Annotated in this window: 24 protein-coding genes and 1 riboswitch; of the genes, 11 read left to right on the forward strand and 13 right to left on the reverse strand. The window is 64.8% G+C overall.

All coding sequences use genetic code 11. From position 1 onward, the window contains the following. Positions 1–3: 3 nt before the first annotated feature. From GA0061098_RS29060 to GA0061098_RS29080, 5 genes are read right to left on the reverse strand one after another with little or no spacing between them, the layout of a single operon-like run. Positions 4–855, reverse strand: coding sequence for an ABC transporter permease (locus tag GA0061098_RS29060; protein ID WP_091964710.1), 852 nt, complete (start codon positions 853–855; stop codon positions 4–6). A gap of 2 nt (positions 856–857) precedes the next feature. Beyond that, complete coding sequence (locus GA0061098_RS29065; protein WP_091964712.1) at positions 858–1706, reverse strand: ABC transporter ATP-binding protein; 849 nt, start codon at positions 1704–1706, stop codon at positions 858–860. Then, on the reverse strand, positions 1703–2749 hold the full coding sequence (locus tag GA0061098_RS29070; protein ID WP_091964714.1) for an ABC transporter substrate-binding protein: 1047 nt from the start codon (positions 2747–2749) through the stop codon (positions 1703–1705). Before GA0061098_RS29070 ends, GA0061098_RS29065 begins: the two co-directional genes overlap by 4 nt. Before the next feature lie 42 nt (positions 2750–2791). Continuing rightward, positions 2792–4006, reverse strand: coding sequence for a CaiB/BaiF CoA transferase family protein (locus tag GA0061098_RS29075; protein WP_091964716.1), 1215 nt, complete (start codon positions 4004–4006; stop codon positions 2792–2794). Continuing rightward, a complete protein-coding gene (locus GA0061098_RS29080; RefSeq protein WP_091964718.1) occupies positions 4003–4938 on the reverse strand; it encodes a hydroxymethylglutaryl-CoA lyase in 936 nt (311 codons plus the stop codon). Before GA0061098_RS29080 ends, GA0061098_RS29075 begins: the two co-directional genes overlap by 4 nt. An 88-nt stretch (positions 4939–5026) precedes the next feature. Here GA0061098_RS29080 and GA0061098_RS29085 point away from each other — a divergent pair, with 88 nt between their 5' ends. After that, positions 5027–5935, forward strand: coding sequence for a GntR family transcriptional regulator (locus GA0061098_RS29085; RefSeq protein ID WP_245323676.1), 909 nt, complete (start codon positions 5027–5029; stop codon positions 5933–5935). A gap of 199 nt (positions 5936–6134) precedes the next feature. Here the strand turns inward: GA0061098_RS29085 and GA0061098_RS29090 are convergent, their stop codons facing one another. Both GA0061098_RS29090 and GA0061098_RS29095 read right to left on the reverse strand, forming a co-directional pair. Continuing rightward, positions 6135–6752 carry a hypothetical protein gene (locus tag GA0061098_RS29090; protein ID WP_091964720.1) on the reverse strand — a complete coding sequence of 206 codons (618 nt, stop codon included), beginning with the start codon at positions 6750–6752 and terminating at the stop codon, positions 6135–6137. A 77-nt stretch (positions 6753–6829) separates the two neighbouring features. Further along, positions 6830–7213, reverse strand: coding sequence for a bleomycin resistance protein (locus tag GA0061098_RS29095; protein ID WP_091964722.1), 384 nt, complete (start codon positions 7211–7213; stop codon positions 6830–6832). Between the two features lie 44 nt (positions 7214–7257). On the opposite strand from GA0061098_RS29095, the gene GA0061098_RS45220 reads away from it, so the two are divergent. Together GA0061098_RS45220 and GA0061098_RS29100 are read left to right on the forward strand one after the other, a co-directional pair. Further along, the gene (locus GA0061098_RS45220) at positions 7258–7422 is read left to right on the forward strand and encodes a hypothetical protein (RefSeq protein WP_165637678.1); all 165 of its coding nucleotides are present in this window, start codon (positions 7258–7260) and stop codon (positions 7420–7422) included. 15 nt (positions 7423–7437) lie between these two features. Next, positions 7438–8211, forward strand: a complete 774-nt coding sequence (locus GA0061098_RS29100) for an enoyl-CoA hydratase/isomerase family protein (protein ID WP_091964858.1) — start codon at positions 7438–7440, stop codon at positions 8209–8211. Positions 8212–8248: 37 nt separating this feature from the next. Here GA0061098_RS29100 and GA0061098_RS29105 read toward each other — a convergent pair whose 3' ends face one another. Continuing rightward, positions 8249–8884: a hypothetical protein gene (locus tag GA0061098_RS29105; RefSeq protein WP_091964724.1), complete on the reverse strand. Its 636-nt coding sequence runs from the start codon at positions 8882–8884 to the stop codon at positions 8249–8251. A gap of 168 nt (positions 8885–9052) precedes the next feature. Further along, entirely contained in the window at positions 9053–9916 is an 864-nt protein-coding gene (locus GA0061098_RS29110) for a DUF1194 domain-containing protein (RefSeq protein WP_091964726.1), read from the reverse strand. A gap of 425 nt (positions 9917–10341) precedes the next feature. Next, positions 10342–10432: riboswitch (Fluoride riboswitch) on the forward strand. A 101-nt stretch (positions 10433–10533) separates the two neighbouring features. Between GA0061098_RS29110 and GA0061098_RS29115 the strand changes: the two genes are divergently transcribed. From GA0061098_RS29115 to GA0061098_RS29140, 6 genes are all read left to right on the forward strand, one after another. Further along, positions 10534–11748, forward strand: coding sequence for an MFS transporter (locus tag GA0061098_RS29115; protein ID WP_091964728.1), 1215 nt, complete (start codon positions 10534–10536; stop codon positions 11746–11748). 19 nt (positions 11749–11767) lie between these two features. Next, entirely contained in the window at positions 11768–12157 is a 390-nt protein-coding gene (gene crcB / locus GA0061098_RS29120; RefSeq protein WP_091964730.1) for a fluoride efflux transporter CrcB, read from the forward strand. A 6-nt stretch (positions 12158–12163) separates the two neighbouring features. Next, the gene (crcB, locus tag GA0061098_RS29125; protein ID WP_091964733.1) at positions 12164–12586 is read left to right on the forward strand and encodes a fluoride efflux transporter CrcB; all 423 of its coding nucleotides are present in this window, start codon (positions 12164–12166) and stop codon (positions 12584–12586) included. A gap of 2 nt (positions 12587–12588) precedes the next feature. After that, positions 12589–12930: a DUF190 domain-containing protein gene (locus GA0061098_RS29130; protein WP_091964735.1), complete on the forward strand. Its 342-nt coding sequence runs from the start codon at positions 12589–12591 to the stop codon at positions 12928–12930. 43 nt (positions 12931–12973) lie between these two features. Then, a complete protein-coding gene (gene clpS, locus GA0061098_RS29135; protein WP_091964737.1) occupies positions 12974–13279 on the forward strand; it encodes an ATP-dependent Clp protease adapter ClpS in 306 nt (101 codons plus the stop codon). Between the two features lie 78 nt (positions 13280–13357). Further along, entirely contained in the window at positions 13358–14119 is a 762-nt protein-coding gene (locus GA0061098_RS29140; RefSeq protein WP_208610694.1) for a hypothetical protein, read from the forward strand. Positions 14120–14140: 21 nt separating this feature from the next. On the opposite strand, the gene GA0061098_RS29145 is transcribed toward GA0061098_RS29140, so the two are convergent. The 4 genes from GA0061098_RS29145 to fabI all read right to left on the reverse strand — a co-directional run bounded on the left by GA0061098_RS29145 (position 14141) and on the right by fabI (position 18118). Next, on the reverse strand, positions 14141–15331 hold the full coding sequence (locus GA0061098_RS29145) for an adenylate/guanylate cyclase domain-containing protein (protein ID WP_091964740.1): 1191 nt from the start codon (positions 15329–15331) through the stop codon (positions 14141–14143). Positions 15332–15406: 75 nt separating this feature from the next. Further along, complete coding sequence (gene aroC / locus GA0061098_RS29150) at positions 15407–16495, reverse strand: chorismate synthase (RefSeq protein WP_091964742.1); 1089 nt, start codon at positions 16493–16495, stop codon at positions 15407–15409. Between the two features lie 194 nt (positions 16496–16689). Further along, the gene (locus tag GA0061098_RS29155) at positions 16690–17289 is read right to left on the reverse strand and encodes a histidine phosphatase family protein (protein ID WP_091964744.1); all 600 of its coding nucleotides are present in this window, start codon (positions 17287–17289) and stop codon (positions 16690–16692) included. Positions 17290–17302: 13 nt separating this feature from the next. Continuing rightward, positions 17303–18118 (reverse strand): enoyl-ACP reductase FabI, encoded by an 816-nt coding sequence (gene fabI / locus GA0061098_RS29160; RefSeq protein ID WP_091964746.1) that lies wholly within the window; start codon positions 18116–18118, stop codon positions 17303–17305. Positions 18119–18291: 173 nt separating this feature from the next. Here fabI and GA0061098_RS29165 point away from each other — a divergent pair, with 173 nt between their 5' ends. Together GA0061098_RS29165 and GA0061098_RS29170 are read left to right on the forward strand one after the other, a co-directional pair. After that, the gene (locus GA0061098_RS29165) at positions 18292–18780 is read left to right on the forward strand and encodes an RNA polymerase sigma factor (RefSeq protein ID WP_028144186.1); all 489 of its coding nucleotides are present in this window, start codon (positions 18292–18294) and stop codon (positions 18778–18780) included. 106 nt (positions 18781–18886) lie between these two features. Beyond that, positions 18887–19657, forward strand: a complete 771-nt coding sequence (locus tag GA0061098_RS29170; RefSeq protein WP_091964748.1) for an anti-sigma factor family protein — start codon at positions 18887–18889, stop codon at positions 19655–19657. The last annotated feature ends 168 nt before the right edge of the window (positions 19658–19825 follow it).

The raw sequence follows: 19825 nt of genomic DNA on the forward strand, positions 1-19825 counted from the left end.
CCGCTATGCCGACGGCTCGAATTGCGGCTGCCATCGCAGCAAATAGGACTGCAGCGAGCGTACCGCGATCGCCAGCAGGATGCCGACGAACATCATGACGAAGATGGCCACCATCATCTCGCTGGCATTGGCGCGCGCCTCCGCTTCGATGATGAGCTTGCCGAGGCCGCGCTCGGCGCCGATGAACTCGCCGACGATGACACCGATCAGCGCAAAAGACACCGCCGGTAAAAGCGAAGCGAACACCCAGGCGAGCGCGGACGGGATCACGACGGTCCGTAGCACGGTGAACGCGCTGGCGCCGAGCAGACGGGCGGCAGCGATCTGGTCGCGGTCGACCGCACGCGTTCCCTCGAACGTGTTGAAGAACACCACGAAGAAAACGACGAGCCAGGCGGTCGCGATCTTGGAGAGGTCGCCGAGACCGAAGATCAGGATCACGAGCGGCACCAGCGCAATGCGCGGTATCGAGTTGAGCGCCACGATGTAGGGTCCGAACACGCGGGCAAGGAAATCCGAACGGCCGAGGACCAGGCCAGCCGCGATGCCGCTCGCAGAGCCGAACAGAAAGCCCCACCAGGTGTTCTTCAGCGTGACGAGCGTGGCGAGCCAAAGATTGTTGTCGTTGCCCCTGATGCAGGCGGCAAAGCCGCCGGCGTCAGAGAAGCAGCCGAGCCGCAGAAAGCTCTGCCAGATCAGCGACGGCTTGGCGACAAAATAGGGATCGAGGATTTTGGGCACGTAAGCCCTCGGCAGCAGCGCCTTGCTCCATTCAAAGCCCCACTGCCAGATGACGAGCACGGCCGCGAGAATGGCCAATTGCCAGAACAGGATCACGGTGCGGCTGTTGGACATGGTCAATCGGCCCGGGTGCGGCGGAATTCTTCGCCGAGGGAGTGCCAGATGTGAGAATAGAGGCGACCGAATTCGGCGCTCTCGCGCACGGCCACGGGGTCACGCGGCCGCGGGATGGCGACGTCGAAGTCCTCCTTCAGTCGCCCGGGCCGCGCCGAAAGCAGGATGATGCGGCTCGCCAGCGTCAGCGCCTCGCCGAGATCGTGCGTCACGAACAGCACGGTCTGCCGCTCGCGCTCCCAGATCTCCAGCAGCGTCTTGTGCATCTCCAGCTTGGTGTGGGTGTCGAGCGCGCCGAACGGCTCGTCCATCAGCAGGATCTCAGGCTCGAGGATCAGCGTGCGCATCAAGGCGACGCGCTGGCGCATGCCACCGGACAGCATGCGTGGAAAGCTCTGCCCAAACCCCGAGAGCCCGGCCTTCTCGACCGCCGAAGCGACGCGGCTGGCGCGCTCGGTCTTCCGCAATCCCGCGATCTCCAGCCCATAGCCGATGTTCTGCTCCACGGTTCGCCAGGGAAACAGCGTATCGCGCTGGAAGACATAACCAACCCTGGGGTTGACCTTGCCGGTCTCGACCGTGTCCTGATCGATCAGGATGCGTCCACCAGAGCGCGGCAACAACCCCGCGACCATGTTGAGAATGGTGCTCTTGCCGCAGCCGGACGGACCCAGCAGCGCAACGAATTCGCCCTGCTTGACCTCGAAGGAGACGTCATCCACCGCCACGAACTCGCGGCCGGACGCGTTGAAGCGCTTGGCAAGACCCTGCACGGCAATGCGGACGCGCGCTGCCGCCGTTTGATCCTCGTCGCGCGCGAGCGCAAGGCCCTGGCCCGGCGCGGCGATCATTTGTACTTCGCCCTGGCCGCCTGGAGGAAGCTCATGTCAACGGCATCCTCGTATTTGGTCGCGGGAATATCCGTGCCCTTGCGGTACCAGGGCCTGGCGCCGCGTTCGAACGCAGTCTTGTCGATGACGCCGTCATAAGCCCAGGTCGACTTGTCGAAGCCGAGCTCGGCATTGACCGCATCGGGATCGATGCCCGAGAAATATTTCGGCGTGACCAGCGCCTGCACCTCCGCGAGCGGCGCCGCTTTCACGAACGCCATGGCCCGGTAGATCGCATTGACGTAGGCCTGCGCCAACGCCTTGTCCTGCTCCACCGTGTCCTGGAGCGTGTAGATCACGAGCACAGGCAGCGTGCCGCCGAAATCCTTCTCGAACACGCCCGGCTTGGACGTGTCGTAAATCGTCTTGCCAAACCCTTTCTTCTCGACCTCGACGATCCAGCTCGGCGGCGCCATGATGGCGTCGAACTGCTTGGTCTGGAGCGAGGGGAACATCGTGTTGGTCCCGCCGCCCGCGACCCAGTTCACCTTGTCGCCGAGCCCGCGTGCTTCGAACACATAGGTGCCGAACACCCAGGTGCCGGACCCGATCGCGGTGGCGGCAACGATCGGCTTGGCGCCGTCCGGCCGTTTGTAGTCGGCGAGTTTCTCGACCGAATTGATGCCGCTGTCGTGGAGGTCCTGCCGGACCATGATGTTGGCGTAGGAGCACACCATCTCGGTTGCGAGCAGTATCTTGCAGGGCTTGCCGCGGGCGCCGAGCTGGAGCGGGTGGCTGGCATCGCCGTGCGCGAACAGTGCCTGCCCTGCCGCCAGCGTCTGGCGTCCGAACGTCCCGGCATTGCCGGTGATGAGCTTTGAATCGAGCCCTTCGTCCTTGAAGTACCCTTTCAGCTCGGCGATCATGCCGATGGCGTAGACCGGCGACACCGGTCCGAACGCAAGGGAGACCTGCTTGCTCTGCGCAAGCAATCGTCCCGGCAACAGCGATGCTCCGGCCAATGCGGAGCCCGCGATCAGCGCCTGGCGCCTGGTAATGCTCATGTGCTCCTCCTCCCTCGTTTTCTGTTCGATTACGCCGATCGGTCAGGACGGCGCGACCTTGATCGTCCCTGCTTGTCGCAGCGCCTCGATGTCTTCCGGAGACATGCCGATCTCGCGCAGGATCTCGCCGCTGTGCTCACCGATCCCAGGTGGATCGTAGCGGTTGGGCAGGCGCCTTCCGTCCATGGAAATCGGCAAGAGCGGCGTCTTGGCCTCGTTACCGTCGGGCAGCCTGATGTCGGTCAGGCCGCCCGATTGGTTCAGATGCGGATCATCGAAGAGATCGCCGGGCTTGTTGACCGGCGCGTAGGGCAGATCAAGCTGCTCGAGGCGCGCGGCGAGATCGGCCTTGTCCCATTGCTTGAAGATCTTCGCGATTTCGGGGATCAGCCAGCCGCGATGATCGACGCGGTCATTGCTCGTCGCAAAGCGCGGATCAACGAGCCAGGCTTCACGATCGAAGGCACGACAGAACGCCTCCCATTGCTCCTCGCCGACGATGGTGACGAACAGCTTCGATCCGTCCCTGGTGTCGAAGAGATCGTAAACCGGCCACGGGCTGTCCTTGATCGAATAGGGAATCGAAGGCTGGCCGCTGACCACCTCGCACATCATGGCCTGCGCCATCAGGAACACGTTGTTCTCGTAGAGCGCGCTCTGGATGTAACGGCCGCGGCCGGTGCGCTGCCGCTCGGCGAGCGCCGCCTGGATCGCGATCACGCCGAACATGCCGCCCATGACGTCGTTGACCGAAGCCCCGGCGCGCATGGGACGATCGGGCAAGCCGGTCATGTAGGCGAGGCCCCCCATCATCTGCACGACTTCGTCGAGCGCGAGGCGGTTCTCATAGGGGCCGGGCAAATAGCCCTTGAGCGAGCAATAGATCAGGCGGGGCGCGAAGGCCGCGACGCTCTCGTAGTCGAGGCCGATCCGCTTCAAGAGGCCCGGCCGGAAATTCTCGATCAGGACATCGCTGTTCTCGATCAGCCTGCGTGCGATGTTCTGGCCGGCCGCGGTCGACGTATCCAGCGCGATGCTGCGCTTGTTGCGGCTGTAGGTGGCGAAGAAGCCGGCGGCTGGGCCTTTGAAAGTGCGGGTGCGGTCGCCCTTGGGCGGCTCGACCTTGATCACATCGGCACCGAGATCGGCCAGGATCAAGCCGCAGCTCGGCCCCATCACCATCTGACTGAACTCGACGACGCGAAGCCCGGCGAGCGGGCGAAGCTCCGATGCCGTCTCACGTGCAGCTGTGGTCATGCCGCGCTCCGCAGGACTTTGGGAATGCCGGCCTCGTGCAGATGCCCCGTCAAATGTTTTGCCGGGATATGACGGGCGAGAATCTCGCGCGTCTGCATCAGACGGTCGAGGTCGATGCCGGTGGAGAGGCCCATGCGTTCCAGCATGAACACGAGGTCCTCGGTGACGATGTTGCCCCGCGCACCGGGAGCAAAGGGGCAACCACCGAGGCCTGACACGGCGGCGTCGAAACGGCGGATGCCGGCTTCGAGGCCCGCGACGGCATTGGCAAGGCCCGCGCCGAGCGTATCGTGCAGATGCAGCCGCAACGTCATTTGCGGCCCGATCTCGCGCCGCACGGCTGCAGCGATCTGGCCGATCAACTTTGGGGTGGCGTAACCAACGGTGTCGGCAAGCCCGATCTCGTCGGCACGGGCCTCGGCAAAGGCGCGCGCCACCCGGCACACCGCCGCTTCACTGACCTCGCCTTCGAGCGAGCAGCCGAAGGCGGTGGCAATCGCGCCCATCAGTTGCGGCCGCTGGCCCACAGGCCGGGCGTCGATCGCGGCGCGGACCGCGCGAAATCCCTCGATCTGCTCATCGACCGTGCGGCGGACATTGGCCTGGTTGTGCGTCTCGCTCGCCGAGATGACGAAATAGACGGCGTCGACACCGGCGGCGATGGCGCGCTCGGCGCCCTTCACGTTCGGCACCAGCGCACCAATGGTTGCCGATTTGTGCGTGAGCGCGTGCGCCATCACCGTATCGACGTCGGCGAATTGCGGCACGACCTTTGGCGGCACGAACGAGCCGGCATCAATCTCGCGCACGCCGGCAGCAGCGATCGTGTCGATCAACGCGCATTTGGCTTCGGTCGGAACGAAGATGTCGAGATTCTGCAGACCATCGCGGGGAGCGACCTCGCAAATATGGACATCCGGCGCGCGTGCCATCGGGCTCTCCCTGGTTGATTGTATATTGTTGCATAAAAGAACAATCCATGGGACAGTCTGTCAAGCCCTAAACTTTGCGTGCACTGCAATGACTGCATCCGACAGTTCCCGACAACGCACTGACAAGAACGGTTCCGAACGCGCCGAACACCTTGCCGGGCTGATCATGGCGCTGGCCCGGCGCGAAGGCATGAAGGCCGGCGACCGCTTGATCGAACAAAGGCTTGCCGACGCGCTGGACCTTTCACGCGCGCCGATCCGGCTGGGCCTCAAGGCTCTGGAGGCCGCGGGGTTGGCGCGCGGCGAGCCGCATCGCGGCTTTGTGCTGGCCAAGAATCCCACCAGCGGCGCAGCCCAACCGGCGCTCGCGGCAGTCAGGCGCAACGAGCAGGTTTATTCGTCCGTCGCAGGCGACGTGCTCGCGAGCCGGCTGCCGACCGACGTTACCGAGGCGGAGCTGATGCGCCGCTATGACGTCACGCGGGCCGAGCTGCAGCGGCTGCTCGACCGGATTGCTGCCGAGGGCTGGATCGCGCGCCTGCCGGGCTATGGCTGGCGTTTCGCAGAGACGGTCTCAAGTCCCGAATCTCAAGCACAGGCCAAGGCGTTTCGTGCGGTGATCGAGCCGGCAGCAATCGCGCAGCCGGGTTTTGCCCTGCCGCAGGAAGTGATCGTACGTCTGCGCGAGCGCCAGCAGCGCGTCTTCGAAGGCGAGCTCGAGAAGATGACGATCGGCGAGATCTTTCACTCCGGTTGCGAATTCCACGAAGACATTATCCGCGGCGCCGGCAATCCCTTTTTTCTCGAAGCGCTCAAGCGCGTGAACTCGATCAGACGCCTGTTCGCCTACCGCAGCTTCGCCGACCGCGACGGCATGCGGCGTCACGTGCGCGAGCATCTGCGCCTGCTCGACATTCTGGAAACCGGGCGTTATGCCGAAGCGGCGGAACTGATGGCCAAGCACCTGCAACGGCCGCTGGTGGCGGGCTTGTCGTGATGCCCAAACCAGGATTGCGTGGCCCCGTCATCCGAACTTGATTCCGGTCAATCGTTCTGAGCCGTTGCTGCTAAGCGCATCCTGCGCAAGGGCATGGAGCGACGCTGTGGCTATCCCGCGGCCATCACCTCTTGTCAGTTTTGGCGGCGCCGCCGAAAACCTCGTTCTCGCGGCGTCCGCCGGAGCTGGTGATGCGATCCTAACGCCGAAGGCCACTCAGGGCCGGCGACTCGCCGGGCAGCATGTTCGATCTGATATCGCTGTCCATGCGACCCGAGTCCTGCTGGATGAAACCGGCGCCGAACGACAGACTGAGGTTGGAGGTCGGTTTGAACTCGACGCCGGCAAATGCGCTGGTGCCGGGTGCCGCGCCCGACGTCAGCGGCGCCACCGAGCTGCCGATGCCATTGCCATATTTCAACGTGTCGAAGCCGGCAAAGAACGTCACGGGCAAGCCGCCAGCTGTCTTGGTGGTGTAGCCGAACTGCGTGCTGTCATAGGAGAGCGCGCTGAAATTGCCGGCAAGTCCGCTCTGACTAAGCCCGGTCTGACTGAGCCCGCTCCAATTGAGGTTGCCGCGCTGGCTGCCGACGAAGAAGCCGTTCGCAAAATTAGTGCGCCCGCCTGCGTCACCGGCATTGAAGCCCGGAAAATTGCCGTAAGGATCCGAGCTCTGGCCATCGCTGCCGCCAAAGCCAAACGGTCCGCCCGATATGACATACCTCAGCGGTGCAACTTGCGCATCAACGGAGGTGCCGCCGAGCCAGAGCACGGCGAAGATAGCTGCAAGACCGCATGAAGTTGCAAGGCGGGACATTCAGGTAACCTTCGAAAACCTCGCAAATCATACCCTCCAGCGATGAGGAATGCCAGCGAGGCTGCGCCGGCATCGCCTCAGCCGGGTTCCGGGATACCCATGCCGAAGGTGAGCTGATTGCCGTCGGCATCAACGATGTCGAAATCGCGCATGCCGTAATCGCGATCCTCCGGCTGGTTGATGGGCCTGGCGCCACGGCCGGACAATTCGGCATAGAGCTGGTCGACGTCGCGGACGAAAATGCAGAGGCCGCCCTGCCCGGGCAATCGTTTCGTCCAGGCCGCTGCAAGCAGATGCAGGGCGACCTCCTCGCGGCAGAGGCAGGCATAGGACAAGGGCGCACCATATTCGAAGGTGACCTCGAACCCGAGCACGTCGCGGTAATAGGCGAGGCTCGCGGCGATGTCGGAGACGACGAAAACGGTGGCGGAGCCGGCCATCATGGGATGTTCGTCGGTCATCTGTCCTCTCCAAGTCGCGAGCAATCTCCGGCGCGCAGCCTAGCATGCGCGCCCGAGGTCTTGCACGGGTCGCGCCGCTACGTAAGCTGATCCCGCATCTGGCGGAACGGGCCGAATGTCTGGCGCGGCTGATCGGCGATGGTGCCCTTGCGGCCGCCCGCGAAGTCTTGCGCAAGATCGAGGGGCAGTCGAAGGTGCTGCCTCAATGAAGCATGGAGAACTTGGTGACCTCTGACAATCCCGTCGCGTACGAATGCGTTGGCAACATCGCCCGCATCACGCTGCGCCGCCCGCCCGTCAATGCGCTGAGCCTCGAGATGATCCGCGCAGTTGTCGCCGCCTTCCGCAGCGCTGCGGACGACGACGGCGCACGCGTGGTCGTGCTGGCGAGCGCAATTGCAAAGCGTTTTTCGGCGGGCCTCGACCTCGACATCCTGCTTGGCAGATCCGGCGCCGAGATCCGGGAATTCCTCCAGGCGCTCTATATCGACCTTTACGATGTACAGTACGGGCTCGGAAAGCCCTCGATCGCCGCGGTCGGCGGTGCGGCGCGCGGCGGCGGCATGACCATGGCGGTGTCCTGCGACGTGGTGCTGGCAGCCGAGAGCGCGACGTTCGGCTATCCCGAGATCGACGTCGGCGTCATTCCCGCGATCCACTACGCGCATCTGCCGCGCATCGTCGGACGCCATCGCGCCTTCGAGCTGCTGTTCACCGGCCGGGTCTTCAGCGCCATGGAAGCACGCGAGCTCGGCGTGGTGAACCGCGTCGTCTCGGATGCGGAGCTCGAGGCCGAGGTGGCGAAGCTCGCTGCGCAGTTCACCGCCAAATCGGCCGCGGTGCTGCGGATGGGCCGCGCCGCCTTCATGCGCCAGATCGATCTCGACTATCGCCGCAGCATTGCGAGCGCCGTGGACGATTTCTGCAATGTCGCGACGTCGGATGAGGCGCAGGAGGGCTTGAGGGCGTTCGTGGAGAAGCGGGCGCCGAAATGGTGAGGACAGCAGGCCCCGCGCGTGTCGGAGCGCCGCGCGTTCAGGCGGTCCTGTCCACGGAGGACGATGAATCGGCCGGCGGATATTTCGTCACCGGCACCATGAAGGATTTCGTACCGACCTGGTAGATGACCTTGCCGTTCTGCCCGTCATCGGTCGCGATCTGCGTCTGCCCGAACATGATGACGTTCTTGTAGACGTAGCCGGTTCCCTGGCGCGTGACGCCATCGGTGGTGACGCTGACCTGGGCTTCCTTGCCATTGACCGCGAGCACCTTGAAGCTCGCGCTCTTGCCGTTGGCGCTGGAATAGCCGCCCCAGCTTCCCATGAGGCGGCTGTCGGAAGCCGGCGGGGCCTGCTTCTCGAGATTCGCGGTCTGCTTGCCGGCGCCCCCGAAGGAGAACAGCATCACCATGTTCTTGCCGTCCTTGGTGCCGACCGTCACCCCGCCGAAGGTGATGAGCGTGCCCTGGACCTCGGCAAAGCCGCGCTCGGTGTGCCCGTTATGGGTGTACTCGACCTGCGCGCGGGCACCGCGGATGTTCACGACCTTGAAGCCGACGGGCTGGTTGTTGCCCACCCAATTGCCCTTCCAGTCACCGACCAGAGCACTCTGGTGATACAGGCGCTCGTTGGCGGGCGAAATCTGGTTGGTGCTCGATGAGATGACGGCCATGTGATTGCTCGGAAGACGGGCCCAACAGACCCGCTTCGTTCGGCTTCAGCGATATCGGGACGCCGACTGGAAACGGACAGAAACCGACCGATTAGGGCCATGCACCGGTTAACGAGCCGTTAAGTTCAACTGCCGGTTGGATGGGCAAAAGGTCTCAGCCGGGGGGCTTCATCGCCCCCAGCGGTCCGACCAGATCTTCTCGCCGATCAGGCAATTGACGCGCGGCTCCTTGTCGGCGACGCGCATCACGGGGCGCTCAGGCGTGCGGCCGGCGACCTCCATCAGCAGCTTGGTGCGGATCGCCTCCTTGAACTTGTCACGGTCCTTGATCGTGATGACGAAGGAGCCCGGACCGCCGATGACGCAGTCCTCGTAGTAGAAATCGAGATTGTCGATATCCATGGTCGAATAGGACGGCTCCTTGACCATGATCGGCAGGCCGTTGATGACGACGCCCTTCTCCAGCGCGGCGTCGCGCGCCACCGTGACCGGGCCGCCATTGTTGTTGGGGCCGTCGCCGGAAATGTCGATCACACGGCGCAGGCCCCGATAGGGATCCTCGTCGAACAGCGGCATCGCGAACGTGATCGCGCCGGAGATCGAGGTGCGCGAGGCGCGCCGGATCGGCGTCTTCATGATCTCGGCCGCGACCGCATCCGCCGTCTCCGGCCCGTCGACCAGCCGCCAGGGGATGATGATCTTCTGGTCGCTCGAGGCGGCCCACTCGAAATAGGTCACCGCGATCCGGCCGTTCGGACCGAGCTTCAGCGCCTGAAGAAATTCCTTCGACTGGATTGCCTGCGCATAGCCTTCGCGCTGGATCGCGAGCTCGTCCATGTCCATGGAGTAGGACACGTCGACGGCGAGGATCAGCTCGACGTCGACCGTCTGCGCGTCTCTGTCGGCTGCAAGCCGCTGCGGCTCGTTCTTTGGCGGTTCGAATTTTGGTCCTGGTGCCGCGATGCCCGCGACGTCCCCTCCGGCAAACATGCCGGCAACCAGCACAGCCCCGATCGAGAACAGCAAGCGCATCGCAGTCTCCCGTCGTATGACGCGATGGTGACATGCAATCGCCGAGCCGCAAAGGGCGAAGATCGCTTGCGCTTCACATTCGAGTGCATCGCTGCCGCGCGTCGCCGTCGTTTCGCCATGGCGCTGACACGGGAACAGGCGCGATCTGAGCGCACGCCTCGTCCTTCGAGACGACCGCGAGCCTGTCATCGGGCCGCGCTTTGCGCGGACCCGGTGGCGGTCCCAGAATGAGGCTAAGCGTCGGTGCCCGTCGAAACTAGCGCAACGCACTCGGTCCTCATCCTGAGGGCCCGCCAACGGCGGGCGTCTCGAAGGATGGCCACAGGCAAAATCGCTGCATATGCGATTGCCCTGGGAAAGACAGGGTGCTGATAGAGGCCTACACCCCGCCTACTTGTCCGGCACGATTTCCATGCTAGGTTGGCCACGCAGATGGGGATGGAGTCCCCCGATAACCGCCCGGCGGCCATGAACCCGAATCTTGGACCGTAGTGGGCTGATGACTCCTGCTTGAGGAGGGGCAATCACTGAGCCTCTGCCTTCGGCGGGAGCATGGACAAACCCGCCGGTGGCGGGTTTTTTGTTGTCCGGTGCCAAGGCCAGGAGAAGGCGACGACGTGACGACGACGACACCGACTGCTGCACGTAGCGGGCTGCCCAGGGGGATCTGGGTGCTCGGCTTCGTCTCGATGCTGATGGACATCTCCTCCGAGATGATCCACGCGCTCCTGCCGGTCTATCTCGTCACCGTGCTCGGCGCTTCGACGCTCACCGTCGGCTTCATCGAGGGCATCGCGGAGGCGACGGCCTCGATCACGAAGATCTTTTCCGGCGCATTGTCCGACTGGCTCGGCCGGCGCAAGCTGCTCGCGGCGCTCGGCTATGGGCTCGCGGCCTTCACCAAGCCGCTATTCCCGCTTGCCCCCAGCGTCGGATGGCTGGTGGCCGCACGCTTCATCGACCGCGTCGGCAAGGGCATTCGCGGTGCGCCCCGCGATGCGCTGATCGCCGATATCGCGCCTCGCGGCCTGCGCGGGGCGAGCTTTGGCCTGCGGCAGTCGCTCGACACCATCGGCGCCTTCGTCGGACCGCTCGTGGCGATCGGCCTGATGTGGTGGACCGCTGACAATTTTACCGCGGTGTTCTGGGTGGCGGTGCTGCCGGCCTTCTTGTCGTTCGGCTTGATCGCGTTCGCGGTGAGCGAGCCGGAGCCGGAGCCGGATCCGAGCCGGGAGCCCGCAGGGAATCCGCTCAATCTCGCCGCGATGCGGCAGCTCGGCACGGTTTATTGGCGCGTCGTGGCCGTCGGCGTCGTCTTCACCCTCGCGCGCTTCAGCGAGGCCTTTTTGATCCTGCGGGCGCAGAATATCGGGCTCAATGCGATGTGGGTGCCGGCGGTGCTGGTGCTGATGAACATCGTCTACGCGCTGTCGGCCTATCCGGCCGGCGTGCTCTCGGACCGGATCAACCGGACCGGCCTGCTCGCGCTCGGGCTCGTCTTCCTCGCGTGTGCCGATCTCGCGCTGGCGCTGCTGCCGAGCCTCGGCGGCCTCGCACTCGGCGTCGCGCTGTGGGGGCTGCATATGGGACTGACGCAAGGATTGCTCTCGGCCCTCGTCGCCGACGCCGCGCCGCCCAGCCTGCGCGGCACCGCGTTCGGCTATTTCAACCTGTTCACCGGCCTTGCCTTGCTGGCCGCGAGCGTGATCGCCGGCGCGCTGTGGGACGCCTATGGTCCGGCAGGAACGTTCTTTGCGGGGCTCGGCTTCGCGCTGGTCTCGCTCATGGGACTCTTGGCTGTCGGCAACGGTCTGGCAGCGGAGGACAAATGAGGATGGGAGGTCGTTCATCGTGCTGAGCGGAGCAATCGCGATCATGGTCGGCAGCGTGCTCGGCGGCTGCGCGCGCTATTTCCTGTCCGGCGTGATCGCGCGGCGGCTGGGCGAGACGTTTCCGTGGGGCACCATGACCATCAACGTCACCGGCGCCTTCCTGATCGGCATTTTCGGCGCGCTGGCGACCCATCCCGGCTCGGCCTTCGCCACGCCCAATCCGTGGCTGTTCGCGGTGACGGGATTTCTCGGCTGCTACACCACGGTGTCCTCGTTCAGCCTGCAGACGCTGACACTCGCACGTAACGGCGAACCGATGCATGCGCTCGGCAATGTCGTGTTCTCGGTCGGGCTCTGCCTTGCCGCCGTCAGCTGCGGTTTCCTCCTTGCGGACGGTCTGGGAGGCTAGAGGCCGATGAACTCTCCCGCCGAGCGCTGGCGCACTGCGCTGCTTTATGCCTGGGTTGCCGCCGGCAGCATCGTCGGCGGCCTGACGCGTTATCTGGTCGGGCTCGCGCTCGACACCGGGCCGGGCTTTCCCTTCGCGACGCTGTTCATCAACGCCACGGGCTCGCTGATCATCGGCTTCTACGCGACGCTGACCGGCCCCGACGGCCGCATGCTGGCGCGACCCGAGCACCGGCAATTCGTCATGACCGGGTTCTGCGGCGGCTACACCACCTTTTCGACCTTCAGCCTGGAGACCTTCCGCCTATTCCACAGCGGCATGAAATACACCGCGCTGGCCTATATCGCGGCATCCGTCATCTGCTGGCTGGTGTCGGTATGGGCAGGGCATATGATGGCCAGCCGCTACAACCGCTTGGCGAGGAGCTGACCATGCAAATCCCCAATCAGGCAGTTTCGCTCCGGATCTTCATCGGCGAGAGCGACCATTTCGACGGCAAGCCGCTTTATGAAGCGATCGTGATGACCGCGCGCGAGCGGCACCTTGCCGGCGCTACCGTGCTGCGCGGCCCCATGGGCTTCGGCAAGTCGAGCCGGCTGCATACGTCGAAGATCCTGCGGCTGTCGGAAGATTTGCCGCTCTTGATCGAGATCGTCGACAGCGAGGACAACATCAACGCATTCCTGCCCATCCTGGATGGCATGATGTCGAGCGGGCTGATCACCTTGGAGAAGGTGCAGGTCCTGCAATATGGTGCGAAGATCGCCAGCTGATCGCTGCGGCAGGGAACCCGAGCCCGCGTGTCCGGGAGGCGGAATGAACAACACTATCACCAAGCCGAAGACGCGGACCAAGACCAAGGTCGAGCGGCCGAAGCTGCACAAGGTCATCCTGATCAACGACGACTACACGCCGCGCGAGTTCGTCACCATGATCCTCAAGGCTGAATTCCGCATGACCGAGGATCAGGCCTACAAGGTGATGATCACCGCGCACAAGCTCGGCGCCTGCGTCGTCGCCGTGTTCACCAGGGACGTCGCCGAGACCAAGGCCACCCGCGCCACCGACGCCGGCCGCGCCAAGGGCTATCCGCTGCTGTTCACGACCGAGCCGGAGGAATAGGGCGTCGATTGCCCGCTTCCGGTCAATTTTACCGATCCCCGCTACCACAGGTTCAATCTCCTGTGTCACCACGGTGAGATGACAGTTGCACTGCGCAAACAGCTCGCGCTCAAGCCGGCCCGCCCAGAAACCTCGTTCGGTCCGTTCAAGCTCCTGCACGCCCTGCCCTGGCTGATCCTGGCGGCTGCAATGCGCGTGATCGCGTTCGGCGGCGGCGCCGTGGCACTGCCTGCCATCATCGTTTCCGACATTTCGGTGCTGCTGGCCTTCTTTGCGACGGCACGGCAATCGATCGAGGCGGCCGGCGGCCAATCCTCGCTCGGCACGCTGACATTGGGCGAGCAGTTCAAGCTTTCCTTCTCGATCCTGTGGCGGATCATGCTCGTGATGATCGCAGCGGCGCTCAGCGCCGCAGCGATCGGCTATAAGGCTTCGTATCATCTGATGGCGGGCCTCGACGGCATGGCGTTCGACCAGTTCACCCATCCCGGTCGATTCTGGAGCGCATGGATCGCCGCACTCGTGCTGCTCATGATCGTCCGTGCCGAGCGCGACGACGGCAAGGTCGCCCTGTTTGCCGCGATCGGCGAATTCGCACGGCGCGGACTGTGGCTCGGCACCGCCGTCATCGTCCTCGGCGTCGTCAACATCGCACTCGCCTATGGACAGGAAGCGGTGCGGACCGCGATCTGGAATTTCTGGCAGACCTCGTCGGCGACGCAGTTCACCAAGAACCTGATCTATTTCGTCTTCATCTTCAGCTTTGCGATGATGCGGCTGTGGATCACTCTGACGATCCTGACGCTTGGGCTGAGGCAGTCATATGTGCGCGCTGACTAGTTTCGTCGCCGGTGCCGTCCGCTAGGCCATCACAACCGGTGTCTCCTCGCCGAGCCCATACACGCGCTGCGCCTTGGAAAATCCTGCGATCGGAAACTCCCCGAGCTCGCGCCAGTCGTGGCGGCAGACATTGGCAAAACCTTCCGAGGCGACGACGGTCCGCCCCAGGCGGCCCGTGATCTTCTCGAGCCTTGCGGCAAGGTTCACGGCGGGACCAATGCAGGTGAAGTCGAGGCGATTGCCGCCGCCGATATTGCCGTAGAGGATGTTGCCGACGTGCAGCGCGACGCCGAAGCGGAAGCGCTCGACGGCCTCGCCGACCGGAAAGGCCAGCGCCTCGACGCTGGCGCGGGACTCGCGCGCTGCTTCCAGCACGCGCGTGCAGACATGCGCGGCATCGCCGACATATTCGTCGATCGGAAACACAGCGAGCAGGCCGTCGCCCATGAATTTCAGCACTTCGCCGCCATGGCCGCGGATCGCGGTCACCTGACAGTCGAAATAGTGATTGAGGATCTCGACCACCGTCTCGGGTGGCAGCCGGTCCGACAGCGCGGTGAAGCCGCGCAGGTCCGACAGCCAGATCGCGGCCTGCATGGTGTCGTTGTGGCCGCGGCGGATCTGGCCGCCGAGGATGCGCGCGCCGGCGCGGTTGCCGACATAGGTGTCGAGCAGCATCTCGGCGGTGCGGCGCAGGCTGATGATCTCGCTGACGCGCGCCAGCGGCGTCACGATGGAGCGGATCGCCGCGATGTGGTCGTCGGTGAAGCCGCCGGGATGCCGTGTCACCCAGCTCGTCGCGTGGACCGAGCCGTCGAGAAACGGCATCGGCACCGCGATGTAGTCGGTCGCTCCTTCGGCGCCGATGTCTTTGACGATCGGAAAGCGCGCATTGTCGGGATCGCCGACGCGCCCCCTGACCTCGATCCCCTGCTCGAACACGATGCGGAGCGGGCTCGCGGCGAATTCGGGCGTGTCCAGGACATCGAAATCGACGGTGCCGACCTCGACCTCCTCGCCCTGCCGCCAGATGAAGTTGCGGCCAAAGATTTCGGGATGCAGGGTACGGATGAAGATGCCGAACCGCCAGATTGGCAGGCCGGCGTCGACCAGATGCTCGCAGACGTCCGCGATCATCTCGGCCGGGGTGCCTGACGACCGCGCGCCGTCGATCAGCCAGTTGGTGATGCGCTGCAGCTCGGAGCTTTGCATGCCCGCATTTGCGGACGAAGTTGCGGGATCGTCAAGCTGCGCGGTGGGCTAGTACCGCGACATGAAGACCTTTTGCTAGCGTCCCACCTGCCCGCGGTCGCGCAGGAAGTGATCGGCCAGCACGCAAGCCATCATGGCTTCGCCGACCGGAACGGCGCGGATGCCGACGCAGGGGTCGTGGCGGCCCTTGGTGAAGATTTCGGTGTCCGCGCCCTTGCGATCGACGGTCCGGCGCGGCTGCAGGATCGAGGACGTCGGCTTCACCGCAAAGCGCACCACCACCGGCTGGCCCGTGGAGATTCCGCCCAGCACGCCGCCGGCATGGTTGGACAGGAAGCGCGTGCCGTCATTGCCGGTGCGCATCTCGTCGGCGTTTTCCTCGCCGGTGAGCTCCGCCGCGCCGAAACCGGCGCCGATCTCGACACCCTTCACTGCGTTGATGGTCATCATCGCGCCCGCCAGATCGGAATCGAGCTTGGCGTAGATCGGTGCGCCAAGGCCGGCTGGAACGCCTTCGGCGACCACCTCAATCACCGCGCCGATCGAGGAGCCGCTCTTGCGAATGCCGTCGAGATAGGTCTCGAAGAACGCGGCCTTGTCCTTGTCCGGGCAGAAGAACGGATTTTTGGCGATCTCGTCCCAGTCCCACTTCGCACGGTCGATCTTGTGCGGTCCGATCTGCACCAGCGCGCCGCGCACCTTCACGTCGGGCAGCACTTTGCGCGCGATGGCACCGGCGGCAACGCGCGTCGCGGTCTCTCGCGCCGAGGAGCGGCCGCCGCCGCGATAATCGCGCAGGCCGTATTTGGCCTCATAGGTGAAGTCGGCGTGACCGGGGCGAAACTTGTCCTTGATCTCGGAATAGTCCTTGGAGCGCTGGTCGGTGTTCTCGATCAGGAGCCCGATCGGCGTGCCGGTCGTCACCTGCACGCCGGTCTCCGGATGCGCCATCACGCCCGAGAGAATCTTGACCTGGTCCGGCTCCTGGCGCTGGGTGGTGAAGCGCGACTGGCCCGGCCGGCGGCGATCGAGATCGCCCTGGATGTCGGCCTCGGTGAGCGGGATCATGGGCGGACAGCCGTCGACCACGCAGCCGATTGCCACCCCATGGCTCTCGCCGAAAGTGGTGACGCGGAACATGTGGCCGAAGGTGTTGAAGGACATCGTTTATGCTGACTTTTTACATTTAAGTTGATTGTCAACGTGTGGTAACGCGCAGGCGCCCGGGGGTCAAACCTACTCCGTCATGGCCGGGCTTGTCCCGGCCATCCACGTTCTTGGGTGCCACGGTCAAGGAAGTTCGTGGATGCCCGAGACGAGCCCGGGCATGACGGCGGAGGGCGGGGCAGCCGACCGGCTTAACGAAACTTCTCCAGCCGGCCGTCGCGGAACACGTAGACAGCGCCCTGCTCGATATAGAGCTCGGCGGCACTGACGGGGGTCTCCAGGCCGAGCGAAACCATCAGGGCCCGGCAGGTCCCGCCATGGGCGACCGCGACGATGTCGGTCCGCAGCTGGTCGTACCAGGCGCGAACGCGGACCTGCACGTCGGCATAGGTCTCCCCGCCGTCGGGGCCGACCGTCCATTTGTCGGTGAGGCGCCTGGCATAGACGCCGGGATCCTTCGCCTCGCTCTCGGCCAACGTCAGACCTTCCCAGACGCCATAGCCGATCTCGCGCAGGCGATCGTCGAGCGCGTAATCCGCCACCGGCAGCTCTAACTTGGCGCGCGCGAGTTCCATGGTCTGGCGCGCACGGCCGAGCGGGCTCGACACATACGGTAGCGCCGCCTTGTCACGTCCGTCGCGCTTGAACAGATCGGCGAGAATGCTGCCGGCCTGCACGGCCTGACCGCGTCCACGCGCGTTCAGCGGAACGTCCTTGGTGCCCTGAAGCCTCCCGAGCGCGTTCCACTCGGTCTCACCATGGCGAAGGTAATAGATCGTGGGCACGGCCATTCCGGATTTGAGGCTAGTCCTTGCCGCCGAACGAGATGTCCGGCGCGTCCGGGCGCTTCATGCCGAGCACGTGATAGCCGGAATCGACGTGATGCACCTCGCCGGTGACGCCGCGCGAGAGGTCGGAGAGGAAATACAACGCACTGCCGCCGACGTCCTCGGTCGACACGTTGCGCCGCATCGGCGCGTTGGCCTCGTTCCACTTCAGGATATAGCGGAAGTCGCCGATGCCGGACGCCGCGAGCGTCTTGATCGGACCTGCCGAGATCGCATTGACGCGGATGTTCTTCTCGCCGAGGTCGGCGGCGAGATAGCGCACGCTGGCCTCCAGCGCCGCCTTGGCGACGCCCATCACGTTGTAGTGCGGCATCCACTTCTCGGCGCCGTAATAGCTGAGCGTGATCAGCGAGCCGCCGTCGGTCATCAGCTTCTCGGCGCGCTGCGCCACCGCCGTGAACGAGTAGCAGGAGATCAGCATCGACTTGGAGAAATTCTCCTGCGTGGTGTCGACGTAGCGGCCGTCGAGCTGCTCGCCATAGGCGATCGCGTGCACCAGGAAGTCGATCTTGCCCCACTTCTCCTTCAGCACCGCGAACGCGGCATCGATGGTCGCGGCATCCGTGACATCGCAATGGCCGAGCACGAGACCACCGATCTCGGCAGCGAGCGGCTCGACGCGCTTCTTCAGCGCATCGCCCTGATAGGTGAAGGCGAGCTCGGCGCCGGCGGCGCGGCATGCCTTGGCGATGCCCCAGGCGATCGAGCGGTTGTTGGCAACGCCGAGGACCACTCCGCGCTTTCCTTGCATCAGACCCGAATTCTGCGCCATTTTTGAACGTCCCGTCGAACTCTTGGTGAGGTCTGGAGGTACACCAGCCCTCCCCTGCGGTACAGCCCTAATACGCCGCGTTAACGCTGTTTCGAGCGCCGGAATAGCCGTTCCGTTCGGGTGTTATGATCGCTATAGGCGCTCGCGCCTGATACCAGGACGTCAAGATCGCAATGAGTGCGTTTCGCCAGAGTGTGGAAGCCATGATCCCGGCGTTGCGCCGCTACGCCCGCGCGCTCACGCGCGACGCGGACGCGGCCGACGATCTGGTGCAGGACACGCTGGTGCGGGCACTGCGTTCGGAGCGATTGTTTCTCGGAGGCGACGTCAGGAGCTGGCTCTACACGATCCTGACCAACCTCAACAAGAACCGGCGGCGCTCGCTGGCGAGGCGGCCGCAGTTCATGCAGCTGACGGAGAACAACCCGGACGCCAGCGGCACCGAAGCCGAAGGGCGCGACATCGAGAGGGCGCTGGCGACGCTCGTCGAAGAGCAACGCTCGGTGTTGCTCCTCGTGATGCTGGAAGGCATGAGCTACCGCGAGGTCGCCGACATCCAGGGCGTACCGATCGGCACCGTGATGTCGCGCCTGGCCCGCGCCCGCGCCCACGTCAAGGCTTCGCTGGAGGGCGAGCGTCCGACGCTCAGGCGGGTGAAATGATGGCAGGGTTGATGCATCGCGTGTCGTCCGCCCGCAGCATGAAGATGAGCTACGCGACGTCGAGCTTTGAACGACATTTAAGGCCACAGAGCCAGAGACGATTGATATGAACGACCGCAATATCCCAGTGACCGAGGACGAACTGCACGCCTATGTCGACGGCGAGCTGCCGGCCGAGCGCCGCGCCGACGTCGAGGCCTGGCTCGCAGCCCATCCTGAAGAGGCCGAGCGCGTGCAGTCCTGGCGCGCCATGGCGGAGATGCTGCACGCCCGCTACGATGCCATCGCCCAGGAGCCGGTGCCGGCCCGGCTGGAGCTCGAGCGGCTGGAACGCCGCCCGCGGCAATGGCTCTATGGCGCCGCGGCGGCGGTGCTGGTCGGCTTCGTCGCCGGCGGCGCCGCCGGCTGGGTCGGGCATGGCGCCGCCAATGCCCCCTCCACCTTCCGGAGCTTTACGGCGGACGCGCTCGACGCCCACCGCCTCTATGTCGTGGAGGTCCGCCACCCTGTCGAGGTCGGCGGCAACGAGCGCGACCACCTGCAGGCCTGGCTGACCCGGCGTTGCGGCTGGACCGTGTTCGCGCCGAACCTGGAGGCGAGCGGGCTGAAGCTCGTCGGCGGCCGGCTGTTGCCGGGTCCGAGCGGTCCGGCCTCGTTCCTGATGTATGAGGGCGCCTCGGGCGAGCGCTACACGATCTACACCGCCAAGACTGAGAATGGTGCGACGCAAATGCGCTACGCCAAAACGGACAAGGATGGTGCGTTGTTCTGGACCGAGCGTGGCGTCGGCTACGTCGTCAGCGGCGGCGGTGATCGCGACCGGCTGACCCGGGTGGCGCAGGCGGTGTATGATCAGGCCGAGAAAAACGGCACCTAGACAGTCGCTCGAGGGCGGTGCCTAGATTCCGTCATTGAAAATTTGGAATGAAGACATCGGCGCGTCTCATTATCGCACCGGATGATCACGCGAAAATGAGCAGCGTTCGATCCGCCGATCGACGCGGGCGGCCTCGATTGGGGTTTTTGGTACCGCGCTGGTCCCCCT

The organism is Bradyrhizobium shewense (assembly GCF_900094605.1).
Classification (GTDB): Bacteria; Pseudomonadota; Alphaproteobacteria; order Rhizobiales; family Xanthobacteraceae; genus Bradyrhizobium; species Bradyrhizobium shewense.